The organism is Robiginitalea sp. SC105, from assembly GCF_014243345.1.
Classification (GTDB): domain Bacteria; phylum Bacteroidota; class Bacteroidia; order Flavobacteriales; family Flavobacteriaceae; genus Robiginitalea.
In genome coordinates this window covers 817,736-842,722 of record NZ_JACLZF010000001.1, presented here as the reverse complement: position 1 = coordinate 842,722, position 24,987 = coordinate 817,736, and the positions used below count along the sequence as shown (strand labels likewise).

Annotated in this window: 23 protein-coding genes; 16 read left to right on the top strand and 7 right to left on the bottom strand. The window is 57.9% G+C overall.

Annotated features, from left to right (window positions below):
- Positions 1 to 23: 23 nt before the first annotated feature.
- Together H7F20_RS03725 and H7F20_RS03720 are read right to left on the bottom strand one after the other, a co-directional pair.
- On the bottom strand, positions 24 to 437 hold the full coding sequence (locus H7F20_RS03725; protein ID WP_185784783.1) for a DUF2141 domain-containing protein: 414 nt from the start codon (positions 435 to 437) through the stop codon (positions 24 to 26).
- A 41-nt stretch (positions 438 to 478) separates the two neighbouring features.
- Positions 479 to 916: a hypothetical protein gene (locus tag H7F20_RS03720; protein WP_185784782.1), complete on the bottom strand. Its 438-nt coding sequence runs from the start codon at positions 914 to 916 to the stop codon at positions 479 to 481.
- A 219-nt stretch (positions 917 to 1,135) separates the two neighbouring features.
- Here H7F20_RS03720 and H7F20_RS03715 point away from each other — a divergent pair, with 219 nt between their 5' ends.
- Positions 1,136 to 1,648: a DinB family protein gene (locus tag H7F20_RS03715; protein WP_185784781.1), complete on the top strand. Its 513-nt coding sequence runs from the start codon at positions 1,136 to 1,138 to the stop codon at positions 1,646 to 1,648.
- Between the two features lie 44 nt (positions 1,649 to 1,692).
- On the opposite strand, the gene H7F20_RS03710 is transcribed toward H7F20_RS03715, so the two are convergent.
- Both H7F20_RS03710 and H7F20_RS03705 read right to left on the bottom strand, forming a co-directional pair.
- Entirely contained in the window at positions 1,693 to 2,514 is an 822-nt protein-coding gene (locus H7F20_RS03710) for a ZIP family metal transporter (RefSeq protein ID WP_185784780.1), read from the bottom strand.
- Positions 2,511 to 3,173, bottom strand: coding sequence for a metal-dependent transcriptional regulator (locus tag H7F20_RS03705; RefSeq protein ID WP_185784779.1), 663 nt, complete (start codon positions 3,171 to 3,173; stop codon positions 2,511 to 2,513). The genes H7F20_RS03710 and H7F20_RS03705 overlap by 4 nt, the downstream gene beginning before the upstream one ends.
- 105 nt (positions 3,174 to 3,278) lie before the next feature.
- Here H7F20_RS03705 and H7F20_RS03700 point away from each other — a divergent pair, with 105 nt between their 5' ends.
- Together H7F20_RS03700 and H7F20_RS03695 are read left to right on the top strand one after the other, a co-directional pair.
- Positions 3,279 to 5,561 (top strand): TonB-dependent receptor, encoded by a 2,283-nt coding sequence (locus H7F20_RS03700; protein ID WP_185784778.1) that lies wholly within the window; start codon positions 3,279 to 3,281, stop codon positions 5,559 to 5,561.
- A 54-nt stretch (positions 5,562 to 5,615) separates the two neighbouring features.
- Positions 5,616 to 6,773, top strand: coding sequence for a lycopene cyclase family protein (locus H7F20_RS03695; RefSeq protein ID WP_185784777.1), 1,158 nt, complete (start codon positions 5,616 to 5,618; stop codon positions 6,771 to 6,773).
- Here the strand turns inward: H7F20_RS03695 and H7F20_RS03690 are convergent.
- Positions 6,770 to 7,747: a polyprenyl synthetase family protein gene (locus H7F20_RS03690; RefSeq protein WP_185784776.1), complete on the bottom strand. Its 978-nt coding sequence runs from the start codon at positions 7,745 to 7,747 to the stop codon at positions 6,770 to 6,772. The two genes, H7F20_RS03695 and H7F20_RS03690, sit on opposite strands and share 4 nt — an antisense overlap.
- A 145-nt stretch (positions 7,748 to 7,892) precedes the next feature.
- Here H7F20_RS03690 and H7F20_RS03685 point away from each other — a divergent pair, with 145 nt between their 5' ends.
- The 11 genes from H7F20_RS03685 (at position 7,893) to H7F20_RS03635 (ending at position 20,089) form a co-directional block, all read left to right on the top strand.
- Positions 7,893 to 8,429 (top strand): RNA polymerase sigma factor, encoded by a 537-nt coding sequence (locus H7F20_RS03685; protein WP_185784775.1) that lies wholly within the window; start codon positions 7,893 to 7,895, stop codon positions 8,427 to 8,429.
- A gap of 11 nt (positions 8,430 to 8,440) precedes the next feature.
- Positions 8,441 to 8,878, top strand: coding sequence for a hypothetical protein (locus H7F20_RS03680; RefSeq protein WP_185784774.1), 438 nt, complete (start codon positions 8,441 to 8,443; stop codon positions 8,876 to 8,878).
- Positions 8,841 to 9,017, top strand: coding sequence for a hypothetical protein (locus H7F20_RS03675; RefSeq protein WP_185784773.1), 177 nt, complete (start codon positions 8,841 to 8,843; stop codon positions 9,015 to 9,017). Before H7F20_RS03680 ends, H7F20_RS03675 begins: the two co-directional genes overlap by 38 nt.
- 158 nt (positions 9,018 to 9,175) lie before the next feature.
- Positions 9,176 to 9,781, top strand: a complete 606-nt coding sequence (locus tag H7F20_RS03670) for a TetR/AcrR family transcriptional regulator (protein WP_185784772.1) — start codon at positions 9,176 to 9,178, stop codon at positions 9,779 to 9,781.
- The gene (locus H7F20_RS03665) at positions 9,782 to 11,122 is read left to right on the top strand and encodes a TolC family protein (RefSeq protein WP_185784771.1); all 1,341 of its coding nucleotides are present in this window, start codon (positions 9,782 to 9,784) and stop codon (positions 11,120 to 11,122) included. It abuts the gene before it with no gap.
- Between the two features lie 44 nt (positions 11,123 to 11,166).
- Complete coding sequence (locus H7F20_RS03660; RefSeq protein WP_185784770.1) at positions 11,167 to 12,342, top strand: efflux RND transporter periplasmic adaptor subunit; 1,176 nt, start codon at positions 11,167 to 11,169, stop codon at positions 12,340 to 12,342.
- Entirely contained in the window at positions 12,339 to 15,845 is a 3,507-nt protein-coding gene (locus H7F20_RS03655; protein WP_185784769.1) for an efflux RND transporter permease subunit, read from the top strand. The genes H7F20_RS03660 and H7F20_RS03655 overlap by 4 nt, the downstream gene beginning before the upstream one ends.
- Positions 15,846 to 15,944: 99 nt before the next feature.
- Positions 15,945 to 17,696 (top strand): aspartate--tRNA ligase, encoded by a 1,752-nt coding sequence (aspS, locus tag H7F20_RS03650; RefSeq protein ID WP_185784768.1) that lies wholly within the window; start codon positions 15,945 to 15,947, stop codon positions 17,694 to 17,696.
- Positions 17,697 to 17,756: 60 nt separating this feature from the next.
- Positions 17,757 to 19,541: a chloride channel protein gene (locus H7F20_RS03645; RefSeq protein WP_185784767.1), complete on the top strand. Its 1,785-nt coding sequence runs from the start codon at positions 17,757 to 17,759 to the stop codon at positions 19,539 to 19,541.
- Positions 19,541 to 19,804, top strand: coding sequence for a hypothetical protein (locus H7F20_RS03640; protein ID WP_185784766.1), 264 nt, complete (start codon positions 19,541 to 19,543; stop codon positions 19,802 to 19,804). Before H7F20_RS03645 ends, H7F20_RS03640 begins: the two co-directional genes overlap by 1 nt.
- Positions 19,805 to 19,894: 90 nt before the next feature.
- The gene (locus H7F20_RS03635) at positions 19,895 to 20,089 is read left to right on the top strand and encodes a cold-shock protein (protein ID WP_015753109.1); all 195 of its coding nucleotides are present in this window, start codon (positions 19,895 to 19,897) and stop codon (positions 20,087 to 20,089) included.
- Between the two features lie 74 nt (positions 20,090 to 20,163).
- On the opposite strand, the gene H7F20_RS03630 is transcribed toward H7F20_RS03635, so the two are convergent.
- A complete protein-coding gene (locus H7F20_RS03630) occupies positions 20,164 to 20,613 on the bottom strand; it encodes a nucleoside deaminase (RefSeq protein WP_185784765.1) in 450 nt (149 codons plus the stop codon).
- A gap of 76 nt (positions 20,614 to 20,689) precedes the next feature.
- Here H7F20_RS03630 and H7F20_RS03625 point away from each other — a divergent pair, with 76 nt between their 5' ends.
- Together H7F20_RS03625 and H7F20_RS03620 are read left to right on the top strand one after the other, a co-directional pair.
- Positions 20,690 to 22,462, top strand: coding sequence for a 1-deoxy-D-xylulose-5-phosphate synthase (locus H7F20_RS03625; protein WP_185785819.1), 1,773 nt, complete (start codon positions 20,690 to 20,692; stop codon positions 22,460 to 22,462).
- On the top strand, positions 22,455 to 23,552 hold the full coding sequence (locus H7F20_RS03620; protein WP_185784764.1) for a DUF3078 domain-containing protein: 1,098 nt from the start codon (positions 22,455 to 22,457) through the stop codon (positions 23,550 to 23,552). The genes H7F20_RS03625 and H7F20_RS03620 overlap by 8 nt, the downstream gene beginning before the upstream one ends.
- A gap of 81 nt (positions 23,553 to 23,633) precedes the next feature.
- Here H7F20_RS03620 and dgt read toward each other — a convergent pair whose 3' ends face one another.
- Positions 23,634 to 24,980: a dGTP triphosphohydrolase gene (gene dgt / locus H7F20_RS03615; RefSeq protein ID WP_185785818.1), complete on the bottom strand. Its 1,347-nt coding sequence runs from the start codon at positions 24,978 to 24,980 to the stop codon at positions 23,634 to 23,636.
- Positions 24,981 to 24,987 lie beyond the last annotated feature (7 nt).

Here is a 24,987-nt window from a genome sequence, read left to right as displayed (position 1 = left end):
CTTCAACAAGGAGGCCGGAATACCTATTCGAGGCGGATGACTATATGGCTGTCCGATTCGAGGAACAGCTCGCAATCCCGGAAGCTGGGCGGGCCAAACGTCTTCATACGGGAATTGGAGAACCCCATGGGTTCCTTGGGGATGCCGATCCAGTTGGTGTCGAGCTCCCGGTTGCTGTTCCGGTCGTGGAAGATGGCCAGCGCATACCGCCCGGAGGGGAGGTCTTCCAGGAATACGCGGGTGGTCCCTTTGCTGGCTTTGGTGCTGTCGGACCGGTATACCCCTTCGATGGTCAGGAAATTTTCCGCCTGGTTGTAGACCGCTACCTGGATTTCCCCTTCGGAGGCTTCTACTCCCTCCACGTCGATCTGCAGGCGGTTTTGCCCCAAAAGCGACAGCGGGAACAGGCAGGCGAGTAACCAGATTTTTTCTTTCATTCCATCGGGATTCTGACCCGCAAAAATAAACAAGTCAGCGCTTATCGGGCCACTGGTTTATATTCTTTTTGCTTGGCCTCAAGGAGCGCATAGACGGAACGGGTTTCCGCAGAGTCGGCAAAATTGAGGAAAAGCGTGAGGCTGTCGCGATACCGGACGCGGATCTTCTGCTGGCGCAGGTCGTCCACCAGGACGTATACCCGCTGCCCGGGGTTCAGGGAATCCGTGAAAACCCCTTTCTCGAGCGCCCAGGCCGAAAACCCGCTCTGGCGTTCCATCTTCGGGATTTTTTCCACCCAGACCAGGTTGTCAATATCCGCATAGGGAAGGTCCACGTAATAGATCCCGGACAACAATTGCATCCGATCGGCCTCCAGGCGCGCCCAGTTCCTGTAATGGGCCGTAAAGGCTAGGCCGCAGACTACCAGGCAAACGATCAGCAGCGCGTTCCAGAACCAATGGCGTTTTTTTCGGGTCATCTGAAATTGTTTTCCGGGGGGATGTATCCCCGGCCTTGCACCTTCAAAGGTACCTCTTTATCCATAACGCGATATCACCGCTGGAAATTTCCCAATATCCCTATTTTTGAAGGGTCCGCCCCGCACGGCCCCCCACCACCAACCGGATATTTTAGTATCTTTATTTGCTTGCGCCCTGAAGGGTTGCGGCTTTCTCTAACTAAAATAAACCTGTTGAAAATGAAAAAATTACTTGTTTTACTCATGGGGCTTGTTTGCTTAGGCGGATTTGCCCAGGAAGATGTGGTGGTGCCCGGCATCTCCGGCATGCTCGAGCGCGTACAGGGCCAGATCATGGACCTGGCCGGGGCTTTTTCCGAAGAACAAATGTCCTGGCGCCCTTCGGAAGGGGTCCGGTCTACCGGCGAAACCATCCTGCATACGGCGGCATCCAATTATTATATCGCCATGCGCATGGGGTTTGCAACCCCTGAGGACGTGGATGTGATGAATATGGAATCCATTACGGGCAAGCAGAATATCCTGGATGCCTTCAGGAAATCCTCGGATTTTATCCAGGAAAAACTGAAAATGGTCGAGCCCGGCAGCTTTGGCGAAGAGGTCGATTTCGGGTTTGCCAAAATGAACCGCCTTTCCGGTTTGCTGGTGGTCCTGGAACACAACGGGGAACACAAGGGACAATTGATTGCCTATGCACGGTCCAACGGGGTAACGCCCCCCTGGAGCCAATAGGGAATAACCGGACCTGTCATCAACCGGCCTCTGGCCGGTTTTTTTTATCCAAGCCCCACGTCAAGGGCCATCATGATCACGAACCCGCCGATGAAGCCCATGGTGGCGATATCGGTATACTTATCCTGCTGGGTTTCCGGGATCACCTCCTCCACCACCACAAAGATCATGGCCCCGGCCGCAAAAGACAGGGCATAGGGAAGGATAGGCTGGAACGTGAGTACCGCCCAGGCCCCGAGGACAGCTGCAATGGGCTCTACCACGGCAGAGGCCTGTCCGTAGAAGAAGCTCTTTTTCCTGCTCAGCCCGTAGCGGCGCAACGGCATGGCAACGGCAAAGCCCTCTGGGAAATTCTGCAGGCCAATCCCCAGGGCCAGGGCGACGGCCCCGCCTATTGAGGCTCCCTCAAACCCGGCAGCCACCCCTCCGAACAGGACCCCCACAGCCAGCCCTTCCGGGATGTTGTGCAGGGTGATCGCCAGGGTGAGGAGGGTGGTGCGGCGCCATCCGGTATCGATGCCTTCTGCCTGGCTTTCCTTGAAATTGATGTGGAGGTGGGGCAGGACTTTGTCCAGGCCAAAAATAAAGAATGCCCCCAACAGAAAGCCCACAGCTGCGGGCAACACCTTGACGAACCCGTCGCCGGGGCTCATCTCGATCCCCGGGGCCAGCAGGCTCCAGAAACTGGCGGCAACCATCACCCCTCCCGTAAAGCCGAGCATCCCATCCAGCACCGCCCGGTTCATCGTTTTAAAAAAGAATACCAGGGCCGCACCCAGGGCCGTCAGCCCCCAGGTAAACAAGGTGGCGTAAAAGGCGGCCAGGACCGGGTCGATCCCCTGCATGTAATCAATTACTGGTTTCATGGAACTGCATTGGGTTTGATATAAAGGTTGGAGGCAATCTGGTGGGATATCCGGAACGCCTCCCCATCCAGGCGGATGCGCATGCTGTGGTCAAACTCCTCCTTTTCGAGTATGCTTACCTTCTTTCCCAGGGCAATCCGGTGTTTATCGAGGAACCTGAGGAAGGTGGCGGAGGAATCCTTTACCCCCACAAACAGGCCCTCGGAGGGGACCGGCATGGCCGACAACAATTTCTTCTCCCGCGTTTTGAATACCCCGTTCTTGTCCGGGATCGGGTCCCCGTGCGGATCAAAATCCGGGTAGTTGAGCAGGGCATCCAGCCGGTCAATCAGCACCTCGCTCTCGATATGTTCCAGCTGCTCGGCTATCTCGTGTACCTGGTCCCATTTGAAATCCAGTTTCTCCACCAGGAACAGCTCCCAGAGGCGGTGCTTGCGCACGATCTTCAATGCCTGCCGGCTGCCTGATTCCGTCAGGGAAACTCCCTGGTATTTCCGGTAGTCCACCAGGCCCTTTTCGGATAACCGCTTGACCATGTCGGTGACCGAGGAAGGCTTGGTATCCATCTGGGAGGCGATGGCATTGGTGGCCACGGCCACGGACCCGCCCTTGCTGAGGTGGTAGATCCCCTTGAGGTAATTCTCTTCTGAATGCGTCATCCGTTTTTACTCTGAAACAAAATTACATTTTTATTTATAAAAACAAATTTTTAGATTTGTCTAAATTTAATTTTAGAATTAGTGAATCGTCCAACCTGCCTGCTTATGATGTGCCTCTTCCTGGGGCTGGCTTCCCTCTTCCCCCAGGACAGGGAACCCCAGCCATCCCCGGAATATGCGCTAAGCGGCAGGGTACGGGACGCAGACGGACCCGTCCCGCTGGCAAATGTTTTCATCAGCGAGACAGCCTCCGGAACTGCGACGGATTTCGACGGTCGGTTCCGCCTGGAAGGGCTGCCGCAGGGGGAATACACCCTGGTGGTTTCGGCCGTTGGCTATGGTACCCATCGGAGGAAGGTGGAGGTGGGGAACGGTCCTGGGGACCCTTTGGAAATCCTGCTCCACCCGGGGACCGAACAGCTGGACGAGACGGTGGTCACCGGAACCCTGAAGGCGGTGCGACGGTTCGAAAGCCCCGTCCCGGTAGAGGTCTACAGCCCGGCCTTCATCCGCAAGAACCCCACGGCAAACGTCTTTGAGGCACTGCAGGCGGTCAACGGGGTGCGCCCCCAGATCAACTGCAATGTCTGCAACACCGGGGATATCCATATCAATGGGCTGGAGGGCCCCTACACGCTGGTCCTGATCGACGGCATGCCCATTGTCAGTGGCCTTGGGACCGTCTATGGCCTGTCGGGCATCCCCAATGCGCTGATCGAACAGATCGAAATCGTCAAGGGCCCGGCCTCCTCCCTCTACGGGAGTGAAGCCGTTGGGGGGCTGATCAACATCATCACCAAAAACACCCTGAGCGCCCCGGAGTTTTTTACCGATGGGTTTGCCACGGGATGGGGGGAGTACAACCTGGATGCAGGGGGGAAATTCCGGCTGGGCGAAAAGGCCCGGGTACTCACCGGCATCAATTACTTCAATTACGATGTGCCTGTAGACCACAACGGCGACAATTTTACGGATGTCACCCTGCAGGACCGCATTTCGGTATTCCAGAAATGGAATTTCCTTCGGGATGCCTCCCGGGAGCTTACCCTGGCCGGCCGGTTTTTCTACGAGGACCGGTGGGGGGGCGAGATGCAGTGGACCCCGGAATTCCGGGGGACGGATTCCATCTACGGGGAAAGCATCTACACCCGGCGATGGGAATTTCTGGGGCGCTACCAGCTGCCCGTTCCGGAAAAACTGCTGCTTGCCGTTTCCTATAACGACCACCGCCAGGATTCCTATTACGGGGACCTCCCCTATTTTGCCGACCAGCGCATCGGCTTTGGCCAACTGACCTGGGACAAGCCTGCCGGGAGGCACGACCTACTGGTGGGGGCTGCCATCCGCTACAATTACTACGACGACAATACCCCTGCCACCGGCTCTGCCAGCGGGAACGCCCCGGACCGGGTGTGGATCCCGAGCCTGTTTGTACAGGATGAAATCCGCCTGATGGACCGGCACACCCTGCTAGCCGGCCTGCGCTACGACCAGGACCCCCGCCACGGGGGGATCTGGACGCCCAGGGGAGCAATCAAATTCCAGCTGGCCGAGCATGAACTCCTTCGGGTCAATTTCGGGACCGGGTTCCGGGTGGTCAACCTGTTCACGGAGGACCACGCCGCTCTGACGGGTGCCCGGGACGTGGTAATTGAAGAAGACCTGCTGCCGGAACGCTCCTGGAACCTGAACCTGAATTACCTGCGAAAAATCTATACCCCCGAAGGGCATTTTCTCGGGTTGGACGCTTCCGTCTTCTACACGGATTTCTCCAATCAGATCCTGCCGGATTACGATACGGACCCCAACCAGATCATCTACCGGAACCTGGATGGCCGCTCCGTTTCCCGGGGGATCAGTGCCAATGTGAACTTTGCCTTTGCAGGGGGCCTGCGCCTGGATGCCGGCACCACCCTGCAGGATGTCCGCGTCTTCTCGGATATCGCCAACAGCCGGCCGGTGCTCACCGAGCGGTATTCCGCCACCTGGAGCGTTTCCTTCCCGATCCGCCCCCTGGGGCTCACGGTCGATTACACCGGGAACCTCTACGGGCCCATGCGCCTCCCGCTGGCGGGCGAACTGGATCCCAGGCCCGAGTATTCCCCCGCCTGGAGCATACAGAACATCCAGTTCACCTATAAGGGGCTGAACCATATCGAGATCTATGCCGGCATAAAAAACCTACTGGACTGGACCCCGGGCAGGAATGCACCTTTCCTGATTGCCCGGGCCGGGGACCCGTTCGACAAAGAGGTAGTGTACAACGCTTCCGGGGACCCGGTGCCCTCCCCCGGGAATCCCTACGGGCTTACCTTTGACCCGGCTTATGTGTACGGGCCCAACCAGGGGATACGCGGTTTCGCGGGTTTGCGGTATCGCCTGGACTGAGGGCCGCTCTTACCGGTTGAATTCGTACTTTTGGGACCAGGCCTACAAGCCGTTATGGGAAACTTCGACTTTATCATTATCGGGGGGGGTGCTTCCGGGTTGCTACTGGCAGATGCCATGGGGCGGGACCCGTGGTTTTCGGGCAGGCGCATTGTGCTTTTTGAGAAGGAACGGCAAAAGGGCAACGACCGCACCTGGTGTTTCTGGGAGAGCGGGCCGGGCCGCTTTGACGAGCTGATCGCTTCCCGGTGGGATACCATCCGCTTCCGGGGTCCCGGGTTGGACCAGCAGGTTTCCATATTGCCCCTTCAATACAAGATGCTGCAGGGTGCTTCTTTTTACAGCGCCTACTACCGGAAGCTGGAAGCATACCCGAATATCTCGGTACACCGGGAACAGGTCCTCTCCGTGGAGGACACCGGCGATGCCGTCCGGGTCCGGACCCATTCAGGCACTTATTTTGCTGGGCATGCCTTCAGCAGCGTTTCCTTTACCGACCCCCCCATACCCCATAAACCCTACCCCGTGATCCAGCAGCATTTCATCGGCTGGAAGGTGCGGACCTCCCAACCGGTATTTGACCCGGACACCCCCACTTTCATGGATTTTGGCATCCCCCAGCGGGGAAATACACGTTTTATGTACGTGCTGCCGGAATCCCGGACAGAGGCCCTGGTGGAGTATACCCTGTTCTCGGAAGACCTGCTGGAACAGGAGGAATACGAAACAGCCATCCGGCAATACCTGCAGGAAGAATTCGGGGGCACCGGGTATGAGGTGATCGAAGAAGAGCGGGGCAGTATCCCCATGACGTGCAACGATTTTACCCGAGCCGATACGCCGCGCATCACCCACATCGGGATTGCCGGGGGCTGGGCGCGTCCCAGTACCGGGTACACGTTCTGGAACAGTTCGCGCCTGGTGCCCCAACTGATAGAAGCCCTGAAAAATGGCGGGAAGTTGCGGATGGCCCACAGGGACCGCTTCTGGTTTTACGACCTGGTATTGCTGGAAGTCCTTGCCGCGGACAACGCCCGGGGAGCGGAGGTGTTTGCTGCCCTGTTCCGGAGCATGCCGGCCAACAGGATCCTGCGGTTCCTTCACCAGCAAACCTCCCTGGGAGAAGACCTGCGGATTATTGCCGCCTGCCCGAAACGCCTTTTTCTGCTGGGGCTTTGGCGGTCCCTGATAAAAAGCCTTGGAATAGCCTAAAAATCCCTCCGGAGCAGCCATTCGCCAAAGGCGCGCAGCACCTCCTGGGCTTTCCCCTTGCCCGAGAGTACTTCCAAATGGTCAAAGGCCTGTGCCGTATAGCTTTCAATTTGCTCCCTGGTCCGGGTATCTGCCCCGCATTCCTCAAACAGCTTCCGTACCCGGTTAACCTTGGGCTGCGGGTCGATGGGGCGAACCGAATACAGGTCCCGGAGCTCCTGGGCGTCACCAGGGCCAGCCAGTTCAAGTGCCCGCAGGTAGAGGTAGGTTTTCTTGTTTTCGATAATATCACCGCCCACTTGTTTGCCGAAGGTCTCCGGGTCCCCGAAAACGTCCAGGTAATCGTCCTGCAGCTGGAAGGCCAGGCCCAGCTGGATGCCAAAGGCGTAAAGCGCCTCCTGTTCGGCCTTTTTGGCCCCCCCTATAAGGGCCCCCATTTGCAGGGCGCATCCCAGGAGTACCGCTGTCTTGAATTCAATCATCCGGAGGTATTCCGCTATGGTGACGTCGTCCCGCGATTCAAAATCCATGTCGTACTGCTGCCCTTCGCACACCTCCAGGGCCGTGCGGGAGAAGAGGCGGGTAAGCGGCTTGAACAGGTCCGGCTCATAACCGTCCAGTTGCTGGTAGGCCTTGATGAGCATGGCATCCCCTGAGAGGATGGCGGTATTGGCGTCCCACTTTCGGTGGACGGTCTGCTGTCCCCGCCGCAAGGGAGCTGCATCCATGATATCGTCGTGGACCAGGGAAAAATTGTGGAAGATTTCCACCGCAGCGGCCGCCGGCAGCGACTTCTCCAGGGGGGCCCCGAAGAGTTCGCCGCTCAGCAGGACCAGGACGGGCCGCATGCGTTTCCCGCCGAGTCCCATGATATAATCAATGGGGGCATACAGGCCAGCCGGTTGGGGGGTATGTAATATTCTGCCCAGATAATCGTCAAATGCCTGGCGGTAAAGGTCAACAGATTCAATCATGGGGCTAAAAATACGCCGATTTGGATAATTGAGACACATCCCCTCCGGCAGAAAAGCCTGCGGGAAAAAAGATTTCTGCAAAAAAATGCAATAGAACCGAAAGTCTTCGTCTATAAAGATGCAAGCCGCCCATAAAAGTAAGCGAATGGCCTCCGGAGAGGAAAATTACAATAACCTGACCAACTTTTTCCGGGACGAGTACCAGTCCCTCAACGGCTATGTCCGTTCCCGTATCGAGGATACCGGAGAACGGGATGCCGAGGACATCATACAGGATGTGGCGCTCCGGTTGTTTTCAAGGACGGATGACCTCTCCCAGATCAACAATATCGCCGGGTTCGTCTACCGCGCAATCCGGAACAGGATCATCGATGTCATGCGGACGCGGAAGGGAAGGCAGGCGGACCAAAGCCAACTGGAAGCCCGTTGGACGGAATTTGCGGAGCTTTTTTACGAAAATTCCGGGGACGTCTATCCGGAGGTGCTTATGCGGCAGCTCAAGGCAGGGATTGAGGGGCTGAAACCCGATTACCGGGAGGTGATCCTGGTGATCGATTTCGAGGGATACACCTACAGGGAGTATGCCGGGATGACCGGGATTTCGCCGGGGACGCTCATGTCCCGGCGGCACCGGGCCCTGTCGATTTTACAGAAAAAACTAAAAGGGTATAACACAAATTAAAATCACAAACAATGGACTACGGCAAACACATTGAAAAGCGCATGGAGGCACGCGTGAAACGCGGGGTAACCAAGGGGTTCAAGATCTTTTTTTTGGTCCTGTTCGGAATCGGGGTCTTCTTTCTGGTGGGCTACCTGCTCATGTACCTGTGGAACTGGCTCATGCCGGAACTGTTCGGGCTTCCCGCGGTGACCTACTGGCAGGCCTTTGGCATCCTGTTGCTGGCCAAGCTGCTGTTTGGCTTCGGGACAGGCGGTTCGGGCGGGGGCAAGGGAAAACCAGGCAAAAACCAGGATCGGGCCCATTGCCGGAACCGGACTTCACACTTAAAGGACAAATGGTCCTATTACGACCGGTTCTGGAACGAAGAGGGGGAGGCCGCCTTTAACAACTATATCGAACGAATCAGGAATGAAGGATCAGACACTGCGCAAGAGACGCATCCGTGAACGGATCGATAAGGCCTTCGGGCTGGCACTGATGCCCCTTCCCGCTCCCTCGGGTAAGGCTGGCGAAGTGCTGCCCGAAGGAGCCGGTTGCCGGGGTGGTGGCCAATGGGCGCCTGCAGGCAAATGGCCGGCCGACTGAAAAGGGGTGGCTCCGGGCAAATGGCCGGCCGATTGAGAGGGGCCGACCCCAGGCAAAAGGACGGCTGGTGAACAAAGGATTAAGCGAATGTTAAAAAATCGATAAACCTTGGAAACTTTTTTTGTTTTTAAAGTTTCCAATCTACATTTGCCCTCCTTATGAAAGATAAACTCGTCGATACCGCCTCGGAATTGTTCCTGCAACTGGGCTTCAAGAGCGTCACCATGGATGACCTGGCCGAGCAGATGGGAATCAGCAAGAAAACCATCTACGCCCATTTCAGGAACAAGACCGACCTCATCGATGCGTGCGCCTGCAGCATTTTTGATAAAATCTCAGCGGGCATCGACTGCATCAGCGACCAGGGGTTAAACCCGATTGAAGAACTCTACGAGATCAAGAAATTCGCCATGATGCACCTCAAAAACGAAAAATCCTCCCCTCAGTACCAGCTTAAAAAATACTACCCCCAGATCTACAAATCCCTCAATGCCAAAAAGTACAACATGATGAAGGATTGTGTGCTCACCAACATCAAGCGGGGGATGGAAATGGGGATCTACCGGGAAAACCTGGACGCCCATTTTGTGGCCCGGATCTATTTTTCGGGGGTTACGAGCCTGAACGACGACGATTTGTTCCCCAAGGCCGGATTCCCGATGCCCCAGCTCATGGACCAATATTTGGAATACCACCTGCGCGGCATTGTCACCCCCAAGGGAAGGAACATACTCAACACAATCATCAATTCAAACCAAGAATAAATGCGATTCATTCGTATCGGAATCCTTACCCTGTTCCTTGTGCAGCAGGGATACTCCCAACAAACCGAGACCCCGGTGGCCTTCAGCCTGGAAGAAGCCGTGGCATATGCCCTGGAACACAATTACAGCGCCATCAATGCGGATCGTGACCTGGTGGATGCAGAAAAGCAGAAATGGGAAACCATCGCCAGCGGCCTGCCCCAGATCAGCGGTGCGGTAAGCTACCAGGACCAGATCAAACAACCTGTATCCCTGGTGCCGGCCGAATTTTTCGGGGGGCAACCCGGTGACTTTGAGCCCGTGGTTTTTGGCCCGCCCCGCACCACCAGTGCGACGGCCACCCTGAAGCAACAGATCTTTGACGGTTCCTATATCGTGGGGATCCAGGCAACCAAGGCCTTCCTGAGCTACAGTCGGAACAACCAGGAAAAAACGGAACAGGAAGTGCGCCGCGCCGTGGTGGAATCCTACGGCAATACGCTCCTCGCCCGCCAAAGCGTGGACCTGCTGGAAAAGGATATCGAAGCCGTGGACAAAAACCTGTACGAAACGGAAAAACTGTACGAAAACGGCCTGGCGGAAGAGGAGGAAGTGGAGCAGTTGCAAATTACCTCGGCCAACCTACACAACAGCCTGAGCAGCAACCGCAGGCTTCAGGAAATCACCCTGCAAATGCTGAATATCACCATGGGACTGCCCCTGGACCATCCCACCGAGCTAACCCAGAACCTGGACGAGCTCGTGGCACAGGAGACCCGGCCCGAGTTGCTGGATTCCGAATTTGTGATGGAGAACAATGTGGATTACAAGCTGGTGCAAAACCTGAACGAACAGCGGTTCTACGAACTGAAACTCGCCAGGAGCCGGGCATTGCCCACCCTGAACGCCTTCATCAATTACGGGCGCACCGGATTCAGCGACCCCTTTTCCTATTTCGAAAGCGGTACCCAGAGCTTTGAGTCGTCCATCCTCGGTTTTGACCTGTCCATCCCGATCTTCAGCTCCCTGGGCCGGAGCGCTTCCACCCAACGCGCAAAGATTGCGCTGGAAAAGGCCAAAACCGAGCTGAAGGAGACCGAGCAAAAACTCGAACTGCAGCTGGATCAGGCGCGCAATGCGTACACCCTGGCCATCGAAACCTACGAGACCAGCAAGGCCAACCTGGCCCTGGCGGAGCGGATCGAACGCAAGAACACCATCAAGTATTCGGAAGGGATTGCCTCGAGTTTTGATTTGCGCCAGGCCCAAACCCAGCTCTACACGGCCCAAAGGGAATACCTGCAGTCGATGGTGGACGTGATCAACCGCAAGACGGCCCTCGAAAACATCCTGAACCCCTGATGCCATTCCATAAAACCATGCCCATAACTATCAATACACAGACCATGAAAAATACGCTCCTCATATCCCTTGGCTTGCTCCTCCTCACCGGATGCGGCAACAACTCCGAGACTTCGGTCGACGCCCTCCTTTCCGGGGGGGACCTGGAGGCGATCAAAGCCCGCCGGCAGGAATTGTCCCAACAGGAAAAAGACCTGAAGATTTCCCTGAGGCGGATCGACTCGGTCATCGCTTCCCGCGAAGGCAATTCCAACATGCCGCTGGTATCCACCCTGGAACTGCAGCCTGCCCGCTTCGACCACTTCCTGGAATTGCAGGGGGATGTACAGACCAAGCAGAACATCCTGCTGTACCCGGAGATGGCCGGGACCCTGGAACAGGTGTACGTAAAGGACGGGGACCAGGTCCGCAAAGGGCAGGCGCTGGCACGCATAGACGATGGCGGGATGGCCAGCGGCCTGGAGCAGCTGCGGACCCAGGCAGCCCTGGCGGAGACCACCTTTGAGCGCCAGAGGCGGCTTTGGGAGCAGAATATCGGCTCTGAAATCCAGTATTTGCAGGCAAAGGCCCAATACGAGTCCCTGACCAATCAGATCCGGCAGGCCGAGGCCCAGCTGGCCAAATCGGTCATCCGGGCCCCCTTCAGCGGCATTGTGGACAATGTAATGCAGGAACAGGGGAGCACGGTGAACCCCGCGGCCGGCATGCCGGTCATCCGGCTGGTCAACCTGTCCGACATGTACGTGGAAGTGGATGTCCCCGAGAGCTACCTCCCCAGCGTCCGTCCGGGCAAGGAAGTTAAGATCTACCTCCCGGTCCTCGGCGACAGCATCACGACCCAGGTTCGCCAGACGGGGAATTACATCAACCCCACCAACCGGTCTTTCAGCGTGGAGATCCCGGTCCCCAACGCCAGCGGAACCATCAAGCCCAACCTGACCGCCCGGGTGAGCATCAACGACTATTCCTCGGAGGATGCGCTGCTGGTGCCCCCGTCAGTGATCTCGGAGAACGCAGACGGGCAACAATACGTCTACCTCGCCGAGGATATTGACGAAAACGGGGTGGGCACGGCCGTAAAACGCCTGGTGACCACCGGTTTGTCCCAGGGCGACCAGGTGGAGATCCTCAGCGGGATACAGGCGGGTGACCGTATCATTACCGAAGGTGCGCGGCGTGTCCGCGAAGGGCAGGAAATCCAAATACTGAACAAAGCATGAGCAAGCAGAAGAAGAACGCAGACAAGGAATTCTGGCTGTCCTCCTGGGCCATCGACAACCCGTCGGTAATCTATGTGATGATCGGCATCTTCCTGGTGATCGGGATTGGCTCCTACCAGAGCATGCCGCGGGAGGATTTCCCGGAGGTGGAGGAAACCAAGGTGTATATCAGCACCCCCTATCCCGGAAACACCGCAGAGGACATCGAGCGATTGATCACCGACCCCCTGGAAGACCGGCTCAAGAACGTGAGCAACCTGGTGGAGCTCACCTCGACCTCCCAGGAAGATTATTCCATGATCGTGGTGGAGTTCGACGAGAATATCACGGTTCAGGAAGCCAAACTCAAGGTGGAGGATGAGGTGGATGCCGAAAAGGCGGGGGAAGACTGGCCTATTTTCAACGGGGCCAAGGTGGAACCCAATGTGTTCGACCTGAACCTTGCCGAATCCTTCCCGATCATGAACGTGAACCTGACGGGGGATTACCCGGTGGAACAACTCAAGGAATTCGCGGAGTACCTGGAGGACAAGATTGAAGACCTGGACGAGATCAAAGAGGTGGATATCCGGGGGGCCCAGGACAAGGAAGTGGAGGTTGCCGTGGATATCTACAAAATGATGGCTGCCCAGGTGAGTTTCGACGACGTGCTGAATGCCATCCGCAACGGAAACATGACCATGTCGGCCGGCAACCTGCAGACGAGCGGACAGCGCCGGACCGTCCGCATCCTCGGGGAAGTCGAAGACCCCAGGGAACTCCTGAATTTCGTGGTCAAATCCGAAAACGGGAACGCCGTCTACATCAAAGATGTGGCCACGGTTACCTTCCACGAGGAAGACAAGACTACCTATGCCAGGGAGAAGGGCCAGAGCGTGGTGATGCTGGACATCAAGAAGCGCTCCGGGAAAAACACCATCGAGGCCGCCAACAACATCCGGGAGCTCGTGCAGGAGGCCCGGGAGAACTACTACCCCCGCGACCTGAATGTGAGCATTGCCAACGATTCGTCCAGCCGGACCCTGAACCAGGTGGATGACCTGGTCAACAACATTATTTTCGGGATCCTGCTCGTGGTGACGGTCCTGATGTTCTTCCTCGGGTTCCGCAATGCGCTCTTCGTCGGTTTCGCCATCCCCATGTCCATGTTCATGTCGTTCATGATCCTCTCCTGGCTCGGCTATTCCCTGAACACCATGATCCTGTTCGGCCTTATCATGGGCCTCGGGATGCTGGTGGACAACGGGGTGGTGGTGGTTGAAAACGTCTACCGCCTGATGGACGAGGAGGGGATGTCCCGGCTGGAAGCCGCCAAAAAGGGGATCGGGGAAATCGCCGTGCCCATCATCATCTCCACCGCCACCACGGTAGCGGCTTTCGTGCCCCTCGGCCTTTGGCCGGGCATCATGGGGGAGTTCATGATCTTTTTCCCGATCACGCTTTCCGTGGTGCTGGGATCCTCCCTCTTTGTGGCGATTTTCATGAACTCCATGCTGGTGTCCAATTTCATGGAAACCGGCGAAAAGGAGCTTTCCCCGAAACAGCTTATCCGCCTGACGCTGGTGCTGGTACCCCTGGGCCTCCTTATCCTGTTTGTCGGTGGCTCCGTCCGGGGGTTGGGCTCGCTGCTGATCGTAACGGCCGGTATGTTCTGGCTCTATCGCTACGTGATCAAGAAACGGGCCATACGCTTCCAGAAACACACCCTGAGGCGGCTTGAAAACTTCTACGAGGCGCGCCTCAAGCACGCACTCCGGGGGAAAAATGTCTACTGGTATTCCGGTACGATGTTCCTGTTGCTCCTGGCGGCATTTGTCGCTTTCGGCGCCTCCCTGGCCACCCAGCGGACCAAGGTGGAGTTCTTCCCGGACAACACCCCGAATGAAATCTATGTCTATATCGAATACCCCCAGGGGACTTCCATCGAGAAGACCAACGAGATGACCCAGGCGATTGAGCAGCGGGTCTATTCCCTGGTCGACAGCGATGCCTACATGAAGGGCGAGCGGAACGTGCTGCTGGAGTCCACGGTTTCCCAGGTCGGAAGGGGGGCGGAGAACCCATTTACCGAAGGGGGAACGGCGGCCGAAATGCCGCACCGCGGAAAAATCACGCTCTCCATGCGGGAATACAAATACCGGGAAGGCAAGGATACGGAGGAATTGCGCCTGAAGATACAGCAGGCCCTGGAAGGCATCTTCCCCGGGGTGGAGATCTCCGTGGAGAAGGATGCCGTGGGCCCGCCCGCAGGCTACCCGATCAACGTGGAGCTGGAAGGCCAGAACTACGATACGCTGATCAACCTGGCCGAGCGGATGCGCACCTTTATCAACGGGAAGGGCATCGAGGGCATCGAGGAACTGAAGATCGACGTCAACAAGAGCAAGCCCTCCATGGAGGTGGTCGTGGACCGGGAGAAAGCCGGGGAACTGGGTGTGGCCGTGGGCCAGGTCGGGAACCAGCTGAGGCGCTCCATCTTTGGTGACAAGGCCGGCATCTACAAACAAGACGGGGAGGACTACGACATCAACGTCCGGTTCAACGAGGACCTGCGCTACAACACCAGCGCCCTGTTCAACCAGGACATCATCTTCCGGGACCCGGCCACGGGGCAGATCAAGGAAATCCCGATTTCGGCCATCGCCAAACACCGGAACACCTCCGGGTACAGCGCGATCAAGCATATCGATGCAAAACGGGTGGTGACCATCTACTCCGGGCTGACCCCCGGGTTCACGGATGCCGGCGCCATCGTATCCCAGATCCAGGACGCCATGGAGGAATTCGAGGGGCTCCCCCAGGGGGTCAGCATCGACTATACCGGGCAGCTGGAGGAACAGAACAAACAGATGCAGTTCCTGGTCGGGGCATTCTTTTCAGGCCTGGGCCTGATCATGTTGCTGCTGGTATTCCAGTTCGGGGGCATCTCCAAACCCACCATCATCATGACGGCCATCTTCCTGAGCTTTATCGGGGTCTTTGGCGGTCTGATCATCACCGGCTGGTCCTTCGTGATCATGATGACCATGATGGGGATCATCGCCCTGGCGGGTATCGTGGTCAACAATGGGGTGGTCCTGCTGGACTATACACAGATCCTGATCGACCGGAAAAAGGTAAAGCTCGGCCTGGACGACCGGGACCTGCTGACCCTGCCCCAGGTTACGGACGCCATTGTCAAGGGCGGGAAGGCGCGTCTGCGGCCCGTATTGCTGACGGCTATTACCACGGTCCTCGGCCTGATCCCGCTGGCAATCGGGCTCAACATCAATTTCTTCGGCCTTTTCAGCAGTTTCCAGCCCGACATCTATATGGGCGGGGACAACGTGATCTTCTGGGGGCCGCTGGCCTGGACGGTGATCTTCGGCCTCATCGTGGCCACCTTCCTCACGCTGATCATCGTGCCGGTGTTGTTCAACATCACCTACCGGATCAAACTGGCCATCCGCAAGAGGCGGCCGAATTCCGAGGAAGAGGCACAGCGGTTGCAGCAGGCTGCCTGAGCCGTACCTGCAGGCAATATATCCAAAGGGGGAAGTTCGCATTAGGGTTGCGAGCTTCCCCCTTTCTGCAGTACCTTTGCCAGCATAAATAAGGAGATTATGTACCGATCACATACCTGTGGTGAACTGAGGGAATCGCATATTGACCAGGAGGTGACCCTGGCGGGCTGGGCGGGCAAGGTCCGGGACAAGGGCTTTGTCGTCTGGATCGACCTGCGCGACCGCTACGGCATTACCCAGCTGGTATTTGACCAGGACCGCACCCCGGAAGGGTTGCTGGAACGGGCCCGGGAAACGGGTCGCGAATTTGTGCTGCAGGTGAAGGGTTCGGTGATCGAGCGGGCTTCCAAAAACCCGAAGCTGCCCACGGGCGGGATCGAGGTACTGGTTACCGAAATGACCGTCCTCAACCCGGCCGAAACCCCGCCATTTACCATTGAGGACCAGACAGACGGGGGGGACGAGCTCCGCATGAAATACCGCTACCTGGACATCCGGAGAAACCCGGTAAAAAACAAGCTCATCTTCCGCCACCAGGTAACCATGGAAGTCCGCAAATACCTGTCCGGCCAGGGGTTTATCGAGGTGGAAACCCCCTACCTGATCAAATCCACGCCGGAAGGCGCCCGGGACTTCGTGGTCCCCAGCCGGATGAATGCGGGGGAATTCTACGCCCTTCCCCAGTCGCCCCAGACCTTCAAGCAATTGCTGATGGTGGGCGGCATGGACCGGTATTTCCAGATAGTCAAGTGTTTCCGCGATGAAGACCTGCGGGCAGACCGCCAGCCGGAATTCACCCAGATAGACTGCGAGATGGCGTTTGTGGAACAGGAGGATATCCTGAATGCCTTCGAGGGCCTCACGCGGCATATATTGAAAACCATCAACGGGGTGGAAGTGGGCGAATTCCCGAGGATGACCTATGATGAGGCGATGCGCCGTTACGGGTCGGACAAGCCGGATATCCGCTTCGGGATGGAATTCGGGGAATTGAACGAGGTGGCCCGGCACCGGGACTTCAACGTCTTCAACCAGGCCGAACTGGTAGTGGGGATCGCCGTTCCCGGGGCAGCTGATTACACTCGCAAGGAGATCGACGCCCTGGTGGACTGGGTAAAGCGGCCCCAGATAGGCGCCGGGGGCATGGTCTATGTCAAATGCAACGAAGACGGCAGCTACAAATCGTCCGTCGACAAATTTTACGAACCCGAGGACCTGGCCCGGTGGGCAGAGGCTACGGGGGCCCGTCCCGGCGACCTCATCTGCGTGCTGAGCGGGGAGGCCGCCACCACCCGCACCCAGTTGAGCGCGCTCCGGATGGAAATGGCTACCCGCCTGGGCCTGCGCAGGCCGGGGGAATTTGCCCCCCTGTGGGTCGTGGACTTCCCCCTGCTGGAATTCGACGAGGAATCCGGCCGCTACCACGCTATGCACCACCCCTTCACCGCCCCCAAACCGGGGCAGCTGAAGCTGTTGGACACCGACCCCGCAGCGGTCCGCGCCAATGCCTACGACCTGGTGCTGAACGGAAACGAAATCGGGGGCGGGTCCATCCGGATACACGACAAAAAAATGCAGGCAGTGATGTTCAGGCACCTGGGCTTTTCGGAGGAAGAGGCCCGTCAGCAATTCGGCTTCCTGATGGATGCCTTCCAATACGGGGCACCCCCCCATGGCGGTATTGCCTTTGGCCTGGACCGGCTGGTTGCCATCCTGGGCGGGCAGGAATCCATCCGGGATTTCATCGCCTTTCCCAAGAACAACAGCGGCCGGGATGTGATGATCGATGCCCCTGCACCCCTGGATGCCGGGCAGCTGCAGGAACTCCACCTGGGCCTGCTGAAAGATTGAGGCGATGCCCGCCCGCCGGGGCACGGGTATTTTTGTACTTTTAGGTCGATCGATCGGGATATGGGCAACCAACCACATAGCTTGCTGACCAGGTTCCTTAAGTGGCGATACAAGCATATTTCCCATAAGACCTTCACCCACCTGATGAGCGTGGTCATTGGTTTCCTCGCAGGGCTGGCGGCCGTCACCCTGAAGAACTCCACCTATTTTATCGAATCGGCCCTGGACCGGGGCGTGCTCTTCCTGAGCGAGGAGGTCTATTTCATCCTGCCCATCGTGGGCCTCACGCTGGTGTACCTCTACGTGAAATACGTACACCGGGAACGCCTGGAACACGCCATCTCCTCCATCCTGTTTGCACTATCGCGGAAAAAGGGGCTCATCAGGGCCCGGAAGATCATCACCCCCCTGGTCACCGCCCCGCTCACCGTCGGCTTCGGGGGCTCCGTGGGGTTGCTGGGTCCGGCTGTTGCCAGCGGTGCCGCCATCAGCTCGAATATTTCCCGCCTGCTGCACATCGGCGCCCGGGAGCGCACCCTGCTGATCGCCTGCGCCTCGGCCGGGGCCATCGCCTCGGTCTTCCAGGCGCCCATCGCCGCCATCATCTTTGCCGTGGAGGTCTTCAGCCTGGACCTCACCATGCTCTCCATGCTGCCCCTGTTGCTCGCCTCCATCTCCGGGGTGCTGACCTCCTATTTCTTCCTGGGCGATGAAAACCTGTTCACCTTTGACCTCCAGGATTCCTTCACCGTCCGCGACAGCCTGTACTACATCCTGCTGGGTATGGTCACGGCCCTGGCCTCGGTCTACTTTACCCGGATGTACTTCGGGATCATGAAACTCTTCAAACCCCTCAAGAGCCCCAAGTATCGGTTGCTTGTCGGGGGGCTGGCCATCGGTACCATGCTCTACTTTATCCCGCCCCTCTACGGGGAGGGCTTCGGTTTTATCAACAGCCTGCTGGACGGTGACCACCTGGCCGCACTGGGCACCACCCCCTTCGACGCCTATACCGGGAATATCTGGGTGGTCATCGCCCTGTTGTTCGGCATCACCCTGTTCAAGGCAATCGCCATGACCACCACATTTGCGGCTGGCGGCGCCGGGGGGATATTTATCCCGACCATGGTGATGGGGGGCGCCCTCGGGAACATGCTGGCCAAGGTGATCAACAACATGGGCCTGGGCCTGTCGGTGAGCGAGTCCAACTTTACCCTGATCGGGATGGCCGGCCTGATTGCGGGGGTGATACACGCCCCGCTCACGGCCATCTTCCTGATTGCGGAGATCACCGGGGGCTACGATTTATTTGTCCCCCTGATGATCACTGCCGCCATGTCCTTCCTGATCACCCGCAATATCATGGACCACACCATCTACACCCGGGAACTGGCAAAGATCGGGGCGCTGATCACCCACAACAAGGACCAGACGGTCCTGACGCTGATGGAACTGGACGACGTGATTGAAACCGGGTTCCGGGAGGTGCGCAAGGAGATGACCCTGGGCGAAATGCTGCTGCAGTCCGTGGCCAAATCGGCCCGGAACATCTTCCCCGTGGTGGATGCCGGGGGCAGGCTGGAGGGCATCGTGTTGCTCGACGACATCCGGGAATTCATGTTCGACACGGCCATGTACGAAAAAATCACCGTGGCTTCCTTTATGCAGAACCCCCCCGAGAAGATCTTCTACGAATCGGACAGCATGAAGCAGGTGATGAAGAAGTTCCAGGACAGCGGGGCCTGGAACCTGCCGGTGATCAAGGACGGGAAATACGCCGGATTCGTCTCCAAGTCCAAGCTGCTTACGGCCTACCGCCGCAAGTTGATTACCTTTGCCAGGTGATGCGAAAACTGATGCGCTACCTGGTCCTGTTGATTGTCCTGGCCTCTGCGGCCGGCATCATCTACGGTTTCACCCTGATGGAGGAAGCCCCCGTTACCGCCAACAAGCTGATCGGCTTCGGGGTGGTAGGCCTTTTCCTCCTGGCCATGCCCCTATTCCTGGTCTCGGAATCCCGGGGCAAGAATTTGAAGGATTACATGCTTACGGACCAAAAAATCCGCGAAATGCGTGAAAACCGGAAGAAAACGACTGAAAACCAGTAATTTTTGAAAATTTCTCATTCTGCCTTTAAGGCGGATATTGGATTTTCTTTTACCTTCGTACTACTTTTATTACTATTAATTTTTTTTTAAATGACTGGAACTGTTAAATTTTTCAATGAATCCAAAGGTTATGGATTCATCACCAACGATGACACCGGAAGGGACATCTTTGTTCACGCCACCGCCCTTGACGGCCTGGTGCTGAATCAGGGAGACAAAGTAGAATATCAGGAAACGGAAGGACGCAAAGGAATGGTTGCGGCCGACGTGCATGTAATCGGCTAGCTATATTTTATTTTGAAGACGAGCTCACACCGCGCCCCTGGCGCGGTGTTTTTTTTTGCCCGGAATCCAGGCAGTCAGTTCAAATTCCGCCTTTCGATAAAGAACCGCTTGAGCAAAGCGGCAGCTTCCGCTTCCAGGATACCCCCGGAAAGCTGGGTTTTCGGGTGCAGCTTCCCCCCCATGGCCGTAAACCCCCGTTGCGGGTCAGATGCAGCGTAAACCACCCGGGACACCTGGCTCCAGTAAAGGGCGCCGGCACACATCTGGCAGGGCTCCAGGGTGACATACAGGGTGCATTCATTTAAATATTTCCCTCCCAGGAAATTAGCCGCAGCGGTAATCGCCTGCATCTCGGCGTGGGCCGTCACGTCGTTGAGCTTTTCGGTGAGGTTATGGGCCCTGGCAATGACCCGGTCCCTTACGGCAATGACCGCGCCTACGGGCACCTCCCCCAGTTCAAAAGCCAGTTCGGCCTCCTGGATGGCCTTGCGCATAAAGAAGGCATCGTCAAGTATCAATTCCATACGGCCAAAAATACAATTTATGCACGCATTCCCCTGCAGCTCCAATTTTCAAATTGCAGTACCTTTGCCTGCACAGATGAACCTGCTGGACCAAATAACAGACCCGACCGACCTCAGAAAGCTTCCCCAAGACCGGCTTACCGAACTTGCGGCCGAACTCCGGGCCTTTATCATCGATGTGCTGTCCGTCAAGGAAGGGCACCTGGGCGCCAGCCTGGGAGTGGTGGAGCTCACCCTGGCCCTGCACTACGTTTTCAATACCCCGGAAGACCGGCTCATCTGGGATGTGGGCCACCAGGCCTACGGCCACAAGATCCTGACCGGGAGGCGGGGGGAGTTCCATACCAACCGCCAGAAGGGGGGTATCAGCGGGTTCCCCAAAAGGGACGAAAGCCCGTATGATGCCTTCGGGACCGGGCACGCCTCCACCTCCCTGTCGGCACTGCTCGGGATGGCCCTTTCCGCAAAGTTGCGCGGGGATACCGCCCGGAAACATATCGCAGTGATCGGGGATGCTTCCATTGCCGGGGGGATGGCTTTTGAGGCCCTGAACCATATCGGGGTTTCGGGCACGGACCTGTTGATCGTACTGAACGACAACGCCATAGGCATCGACCCCAGCGTGGGCGCACTCAAGGAGTACCTTACCCAGGTCAAGGCCGGCCGCTCGGCAACCGAAAACCTGTTCGAAAGCCTCAACTTCCAGTATACCGGGCCGGTGGACGGCCATGACCTGCCCGGCCTGGTCGGGCAGCTGCAGGCCCTTAAATCCCAGCCGGGTCCCAAGCTGCTGCATCTGGTAACCACAAAAGGAAAGGGCCTCCGCCAGGCGGAGGAAAACCAGGTGACCTACCATGCCCCGGGCCGCTTTGACAAGTATACCGGGGACCTGGTCCGCCGTGAAAACGACCCTGGCCGCGGCCCCAAATACCAGGATGTCTTTGGCCATACCCTGGTGGAACTCGCAAAGATGAACCCCCGGATCGTCGGGATCACCCCGGCCATGCCCACGGGCAGCTCCCTGAAATACCTGATGGAGGAATTCCCCGACCGGGCCTTTGACGTGGGCATTGCGGAACAACATGCCGTTACCCTCTCGGCGGGGATGGCCGCCGACGGCCTCATCCCATTCTGCGCCATCTACTCGACCTTCCTCCAGCGGGCCTACGACCAGGTGATCCACGATGTGGCCCTGCAGGGCCTCCCCGTGGTCTTTTGCCTGGACCGGGCCGGGCTTGTGGGGCAGGACGGCCCCACCCACCATGGGATCTACGACATCGCCTTCCTCCGGTGTATCCCGGGGATGATCCTGATGGCCCCCATGGACAACCGGGAGCTGCGGGACATGCTCTATACCGCCCAACTCAACCCCGGGGGCCCCATCGCCATCCGGTATCCCCGGGGTTACAGCAGGCATCCCGACTGGCAGGGCCCCTTCCGGGAAGTGGCAGTAGGAAAGGCACGGAAATTGCAGGAAGGTTCCGCGATCGCAGTGCTGTCCCTGGGGCCCATCGGCCAGACGGTCAGCGAGGTTTTGGAAAAGGTGGAAACCCCCGGGGCCTTCGGGCATTACGACTTCCGGTTTGCCAAACCCCTGGACCGGGAAGCCCTGCAGGAGATTGCCGGAGGCTACCGGCAGGTGGTTACCCTGGAGGACGGCTGCCTGGAAGGCGGCTTCGGCAGTGCGGTACTGGAGGTGTTGTCCGGGATGGAATATTCCGGCCGGGTGCACCGGCTCGGGATTCCAGACCGTTTCCCGGAGCACGCGACCATTGAAGAACTCTATGCGGAGCTGGGGCTGGACAGCACATCCCTGCTCCGGACTTTAAACAACCTGACGCATGACTGAGAGCAGTGCTCAAAAACTGCTGGTGGGCATCGCATGCCTCCTGTTCACGGGCCTATCCTTCGGGCAGGACAGTATCCCCCCAGCCGACATCCCGACCGACACCCTGGTGATCCGGACCAACCAGTATCCCATCCGGATCATCCCCCGGGGCGTGAACCTGACCAACCCGATCATCTCCTTCAAGGATACCAAACCCCTGCTGAAGCGGAAAAAGCGCTTCCGGGTGCCTTCCTTCTGGGAATCGAAAAACGAATTCGGATTGCAGCTAAGCGAAGTGGCCTTCGTCAACTGGAATGCCGGGGGTGACAACGCAGTTTCCGCCCTCGGGAAACTCTACTTTGAACGGAACTACAAATTCCGCTATTTCCAGTGGGACAACGACCTGGAGCTCCGCTTTGGCTGGAACGCCCAGGAAGGGCGAAAATGGCGGAAAACGGACGATGCCATCCGTTTCAGCAGCACTGTCGGTTACCGGCGGGATACCATCAGCAGCTGGTACTATTCGGTAAAGGTAAATTTCAACACCCAGTTCGCCGACGGTTTCAAATACCCCGACCGCTCCCAGCCTATCTCGCGCTTCATGGCCCCGGGCTACCTCTTCCTGGGGGCAGGTACCTCGTATATCCCCGAGTGGCAGGAATTCAACCTGTATATTTCGCCCCTGACCTTCAAGGGGACCTTTGTCCTGGACCAGACGCTGGCCAACAACGGGGCCTTCGGGGTCCGGAAAGCCATACTGGATGCCCAGGGCAATGTGCTGCAAGAAGGGTCCAACCTCTTTGCGGAGCTCGGTTTCCTGGTCACCCATAAATGGGAGTTCCCGGTTTCGGAAAACATCATCCTGAACCACAACCTGTCGCTCTATACGGATTACCTCCGGGTCTTTGGCAATGTGGATGTAGACTGGCAGCTCAAATTCGATTTCAAGGTGAACGAATTCATCAACGCAAGCATCCTGACCCACCTGATCTACGATGACGACATCCTCTTTGACCGGGTGGAAGCCCCGGACGGGACGGTGATCGACGCGGGCTCCCCCCGAACCCAGTTCCGACAGCAACTGGGCATCGGGATCAATTACAAGTTCTAATACAAGTTCTAAGGGGGGAAAATAATCCGTCTAGTGGGCTGCGGGCCTGTCGGAAAAACCAAAGTGCCTTAAAAAAGTGCCTCAAAGCTGTTTGCCTGTGATCTTGTTGTGCAGGTGGACGGCCGCCCCGTCCGAAAGGGAGGCGACATAGGAACACGCCTGCAGGAGCTTGTCATAAACCGTTCGGGCCTCCCCAAGGCGGATGGTTTCCGGCAGTAATTGCAGGATCAGCCCGTCGTAGGCGGAACCGCCGCCTTCCAGCTGGCGGACCAGGGCCCCGGTAACCACTTCCAGGATATCCGACAGGATGGCGTATCCGGCAACCTCCTTCTCCACCACTTCCGGGGATTTGTAAATCCGTTCCACGCTGAGATCGATGATGTCGGAAATCTGGGCTTTGTAACGGCTCTGATCCAGCAGGGCCATTGGGAATTCCCCCTTGAGGATAGCCTCCTCGTTTTCCATGAATACCCGCACGGCGTCCCGGACCAGGGAATTGATGGCGATGGCGCGCAAATAGCCCAGGCGGTCCTGCATGGAGGGGATCGCACGGTATTTTTCGGTGTTGATCCCTTCGCTGACCAGTTTGATCAGGTATTCCAGGGCAAAGTCCTCGGGGATGAGCCCCAGGTTGATCCCGTCCTCGAAATCGATGATGGTGTAGCAGATATCGTCCGCCGCCTCCACCAGGTAGGTCAGGGGGTGCCGGCAGAAAAACCGGTCCGGGCCCTTGCCGAGTTCAAGCAGGCCCAGCTCCCCGGCCACCTCCTCGAAACTTCCGGTATCCGACTGGAAAAACCCGTATTTCTTGGCGGCGATATGCCGGATGGGCCGCCTGGGCAGGGATTCCTTGGGGTATTTCATAAAGGCCCCCAGGGTGGCATAGCTAAGGCGGAGCCCGCCGGGGATCCCCTCCCGGGAGGCAGTCAGCAGGCGGAACCCATGGGCATTCCCTTCAAACCGGAGCAGGTCCTCATATTCCTTTTCCGTCAGGGCGTCCTGGTACTTCCTTCCCGGGCCGTGGCTGAAGAAGGCGCCGATGGCCTGCTCCCCGCTATGGCCAAAGGGTGGGTTGCCGATGTCGTGGGCCAGGGCCGCGGCGGCGACGATCGCACCAAAATCGTTGAAGCGGTACCCGTGGACCTCCGAGAGGTAGGGATGGTTTCCCAGCACCTGGGAGCCCGCCAGGCGGCCCAGGCTACGACCGACCACGGAAACCTCCAGGCTGTGGGTCAGCCGGGTGTGCACAAAATCGGTCTTGGAAAGGGGGATTACCTGTGTTTTGTCCTGCAGGCTCCGGAAATAGGGGGAGAAAATGATCCGGTCGTAGTCCACCTCGAACCCCAGGCGGGTCTCGTCCTGTTCCTTCCTCAGGCGCTTATGGGTATCCCCCTGCCTTTTTAGCGACAACAGCCGCTCCCACTGCATCATAACG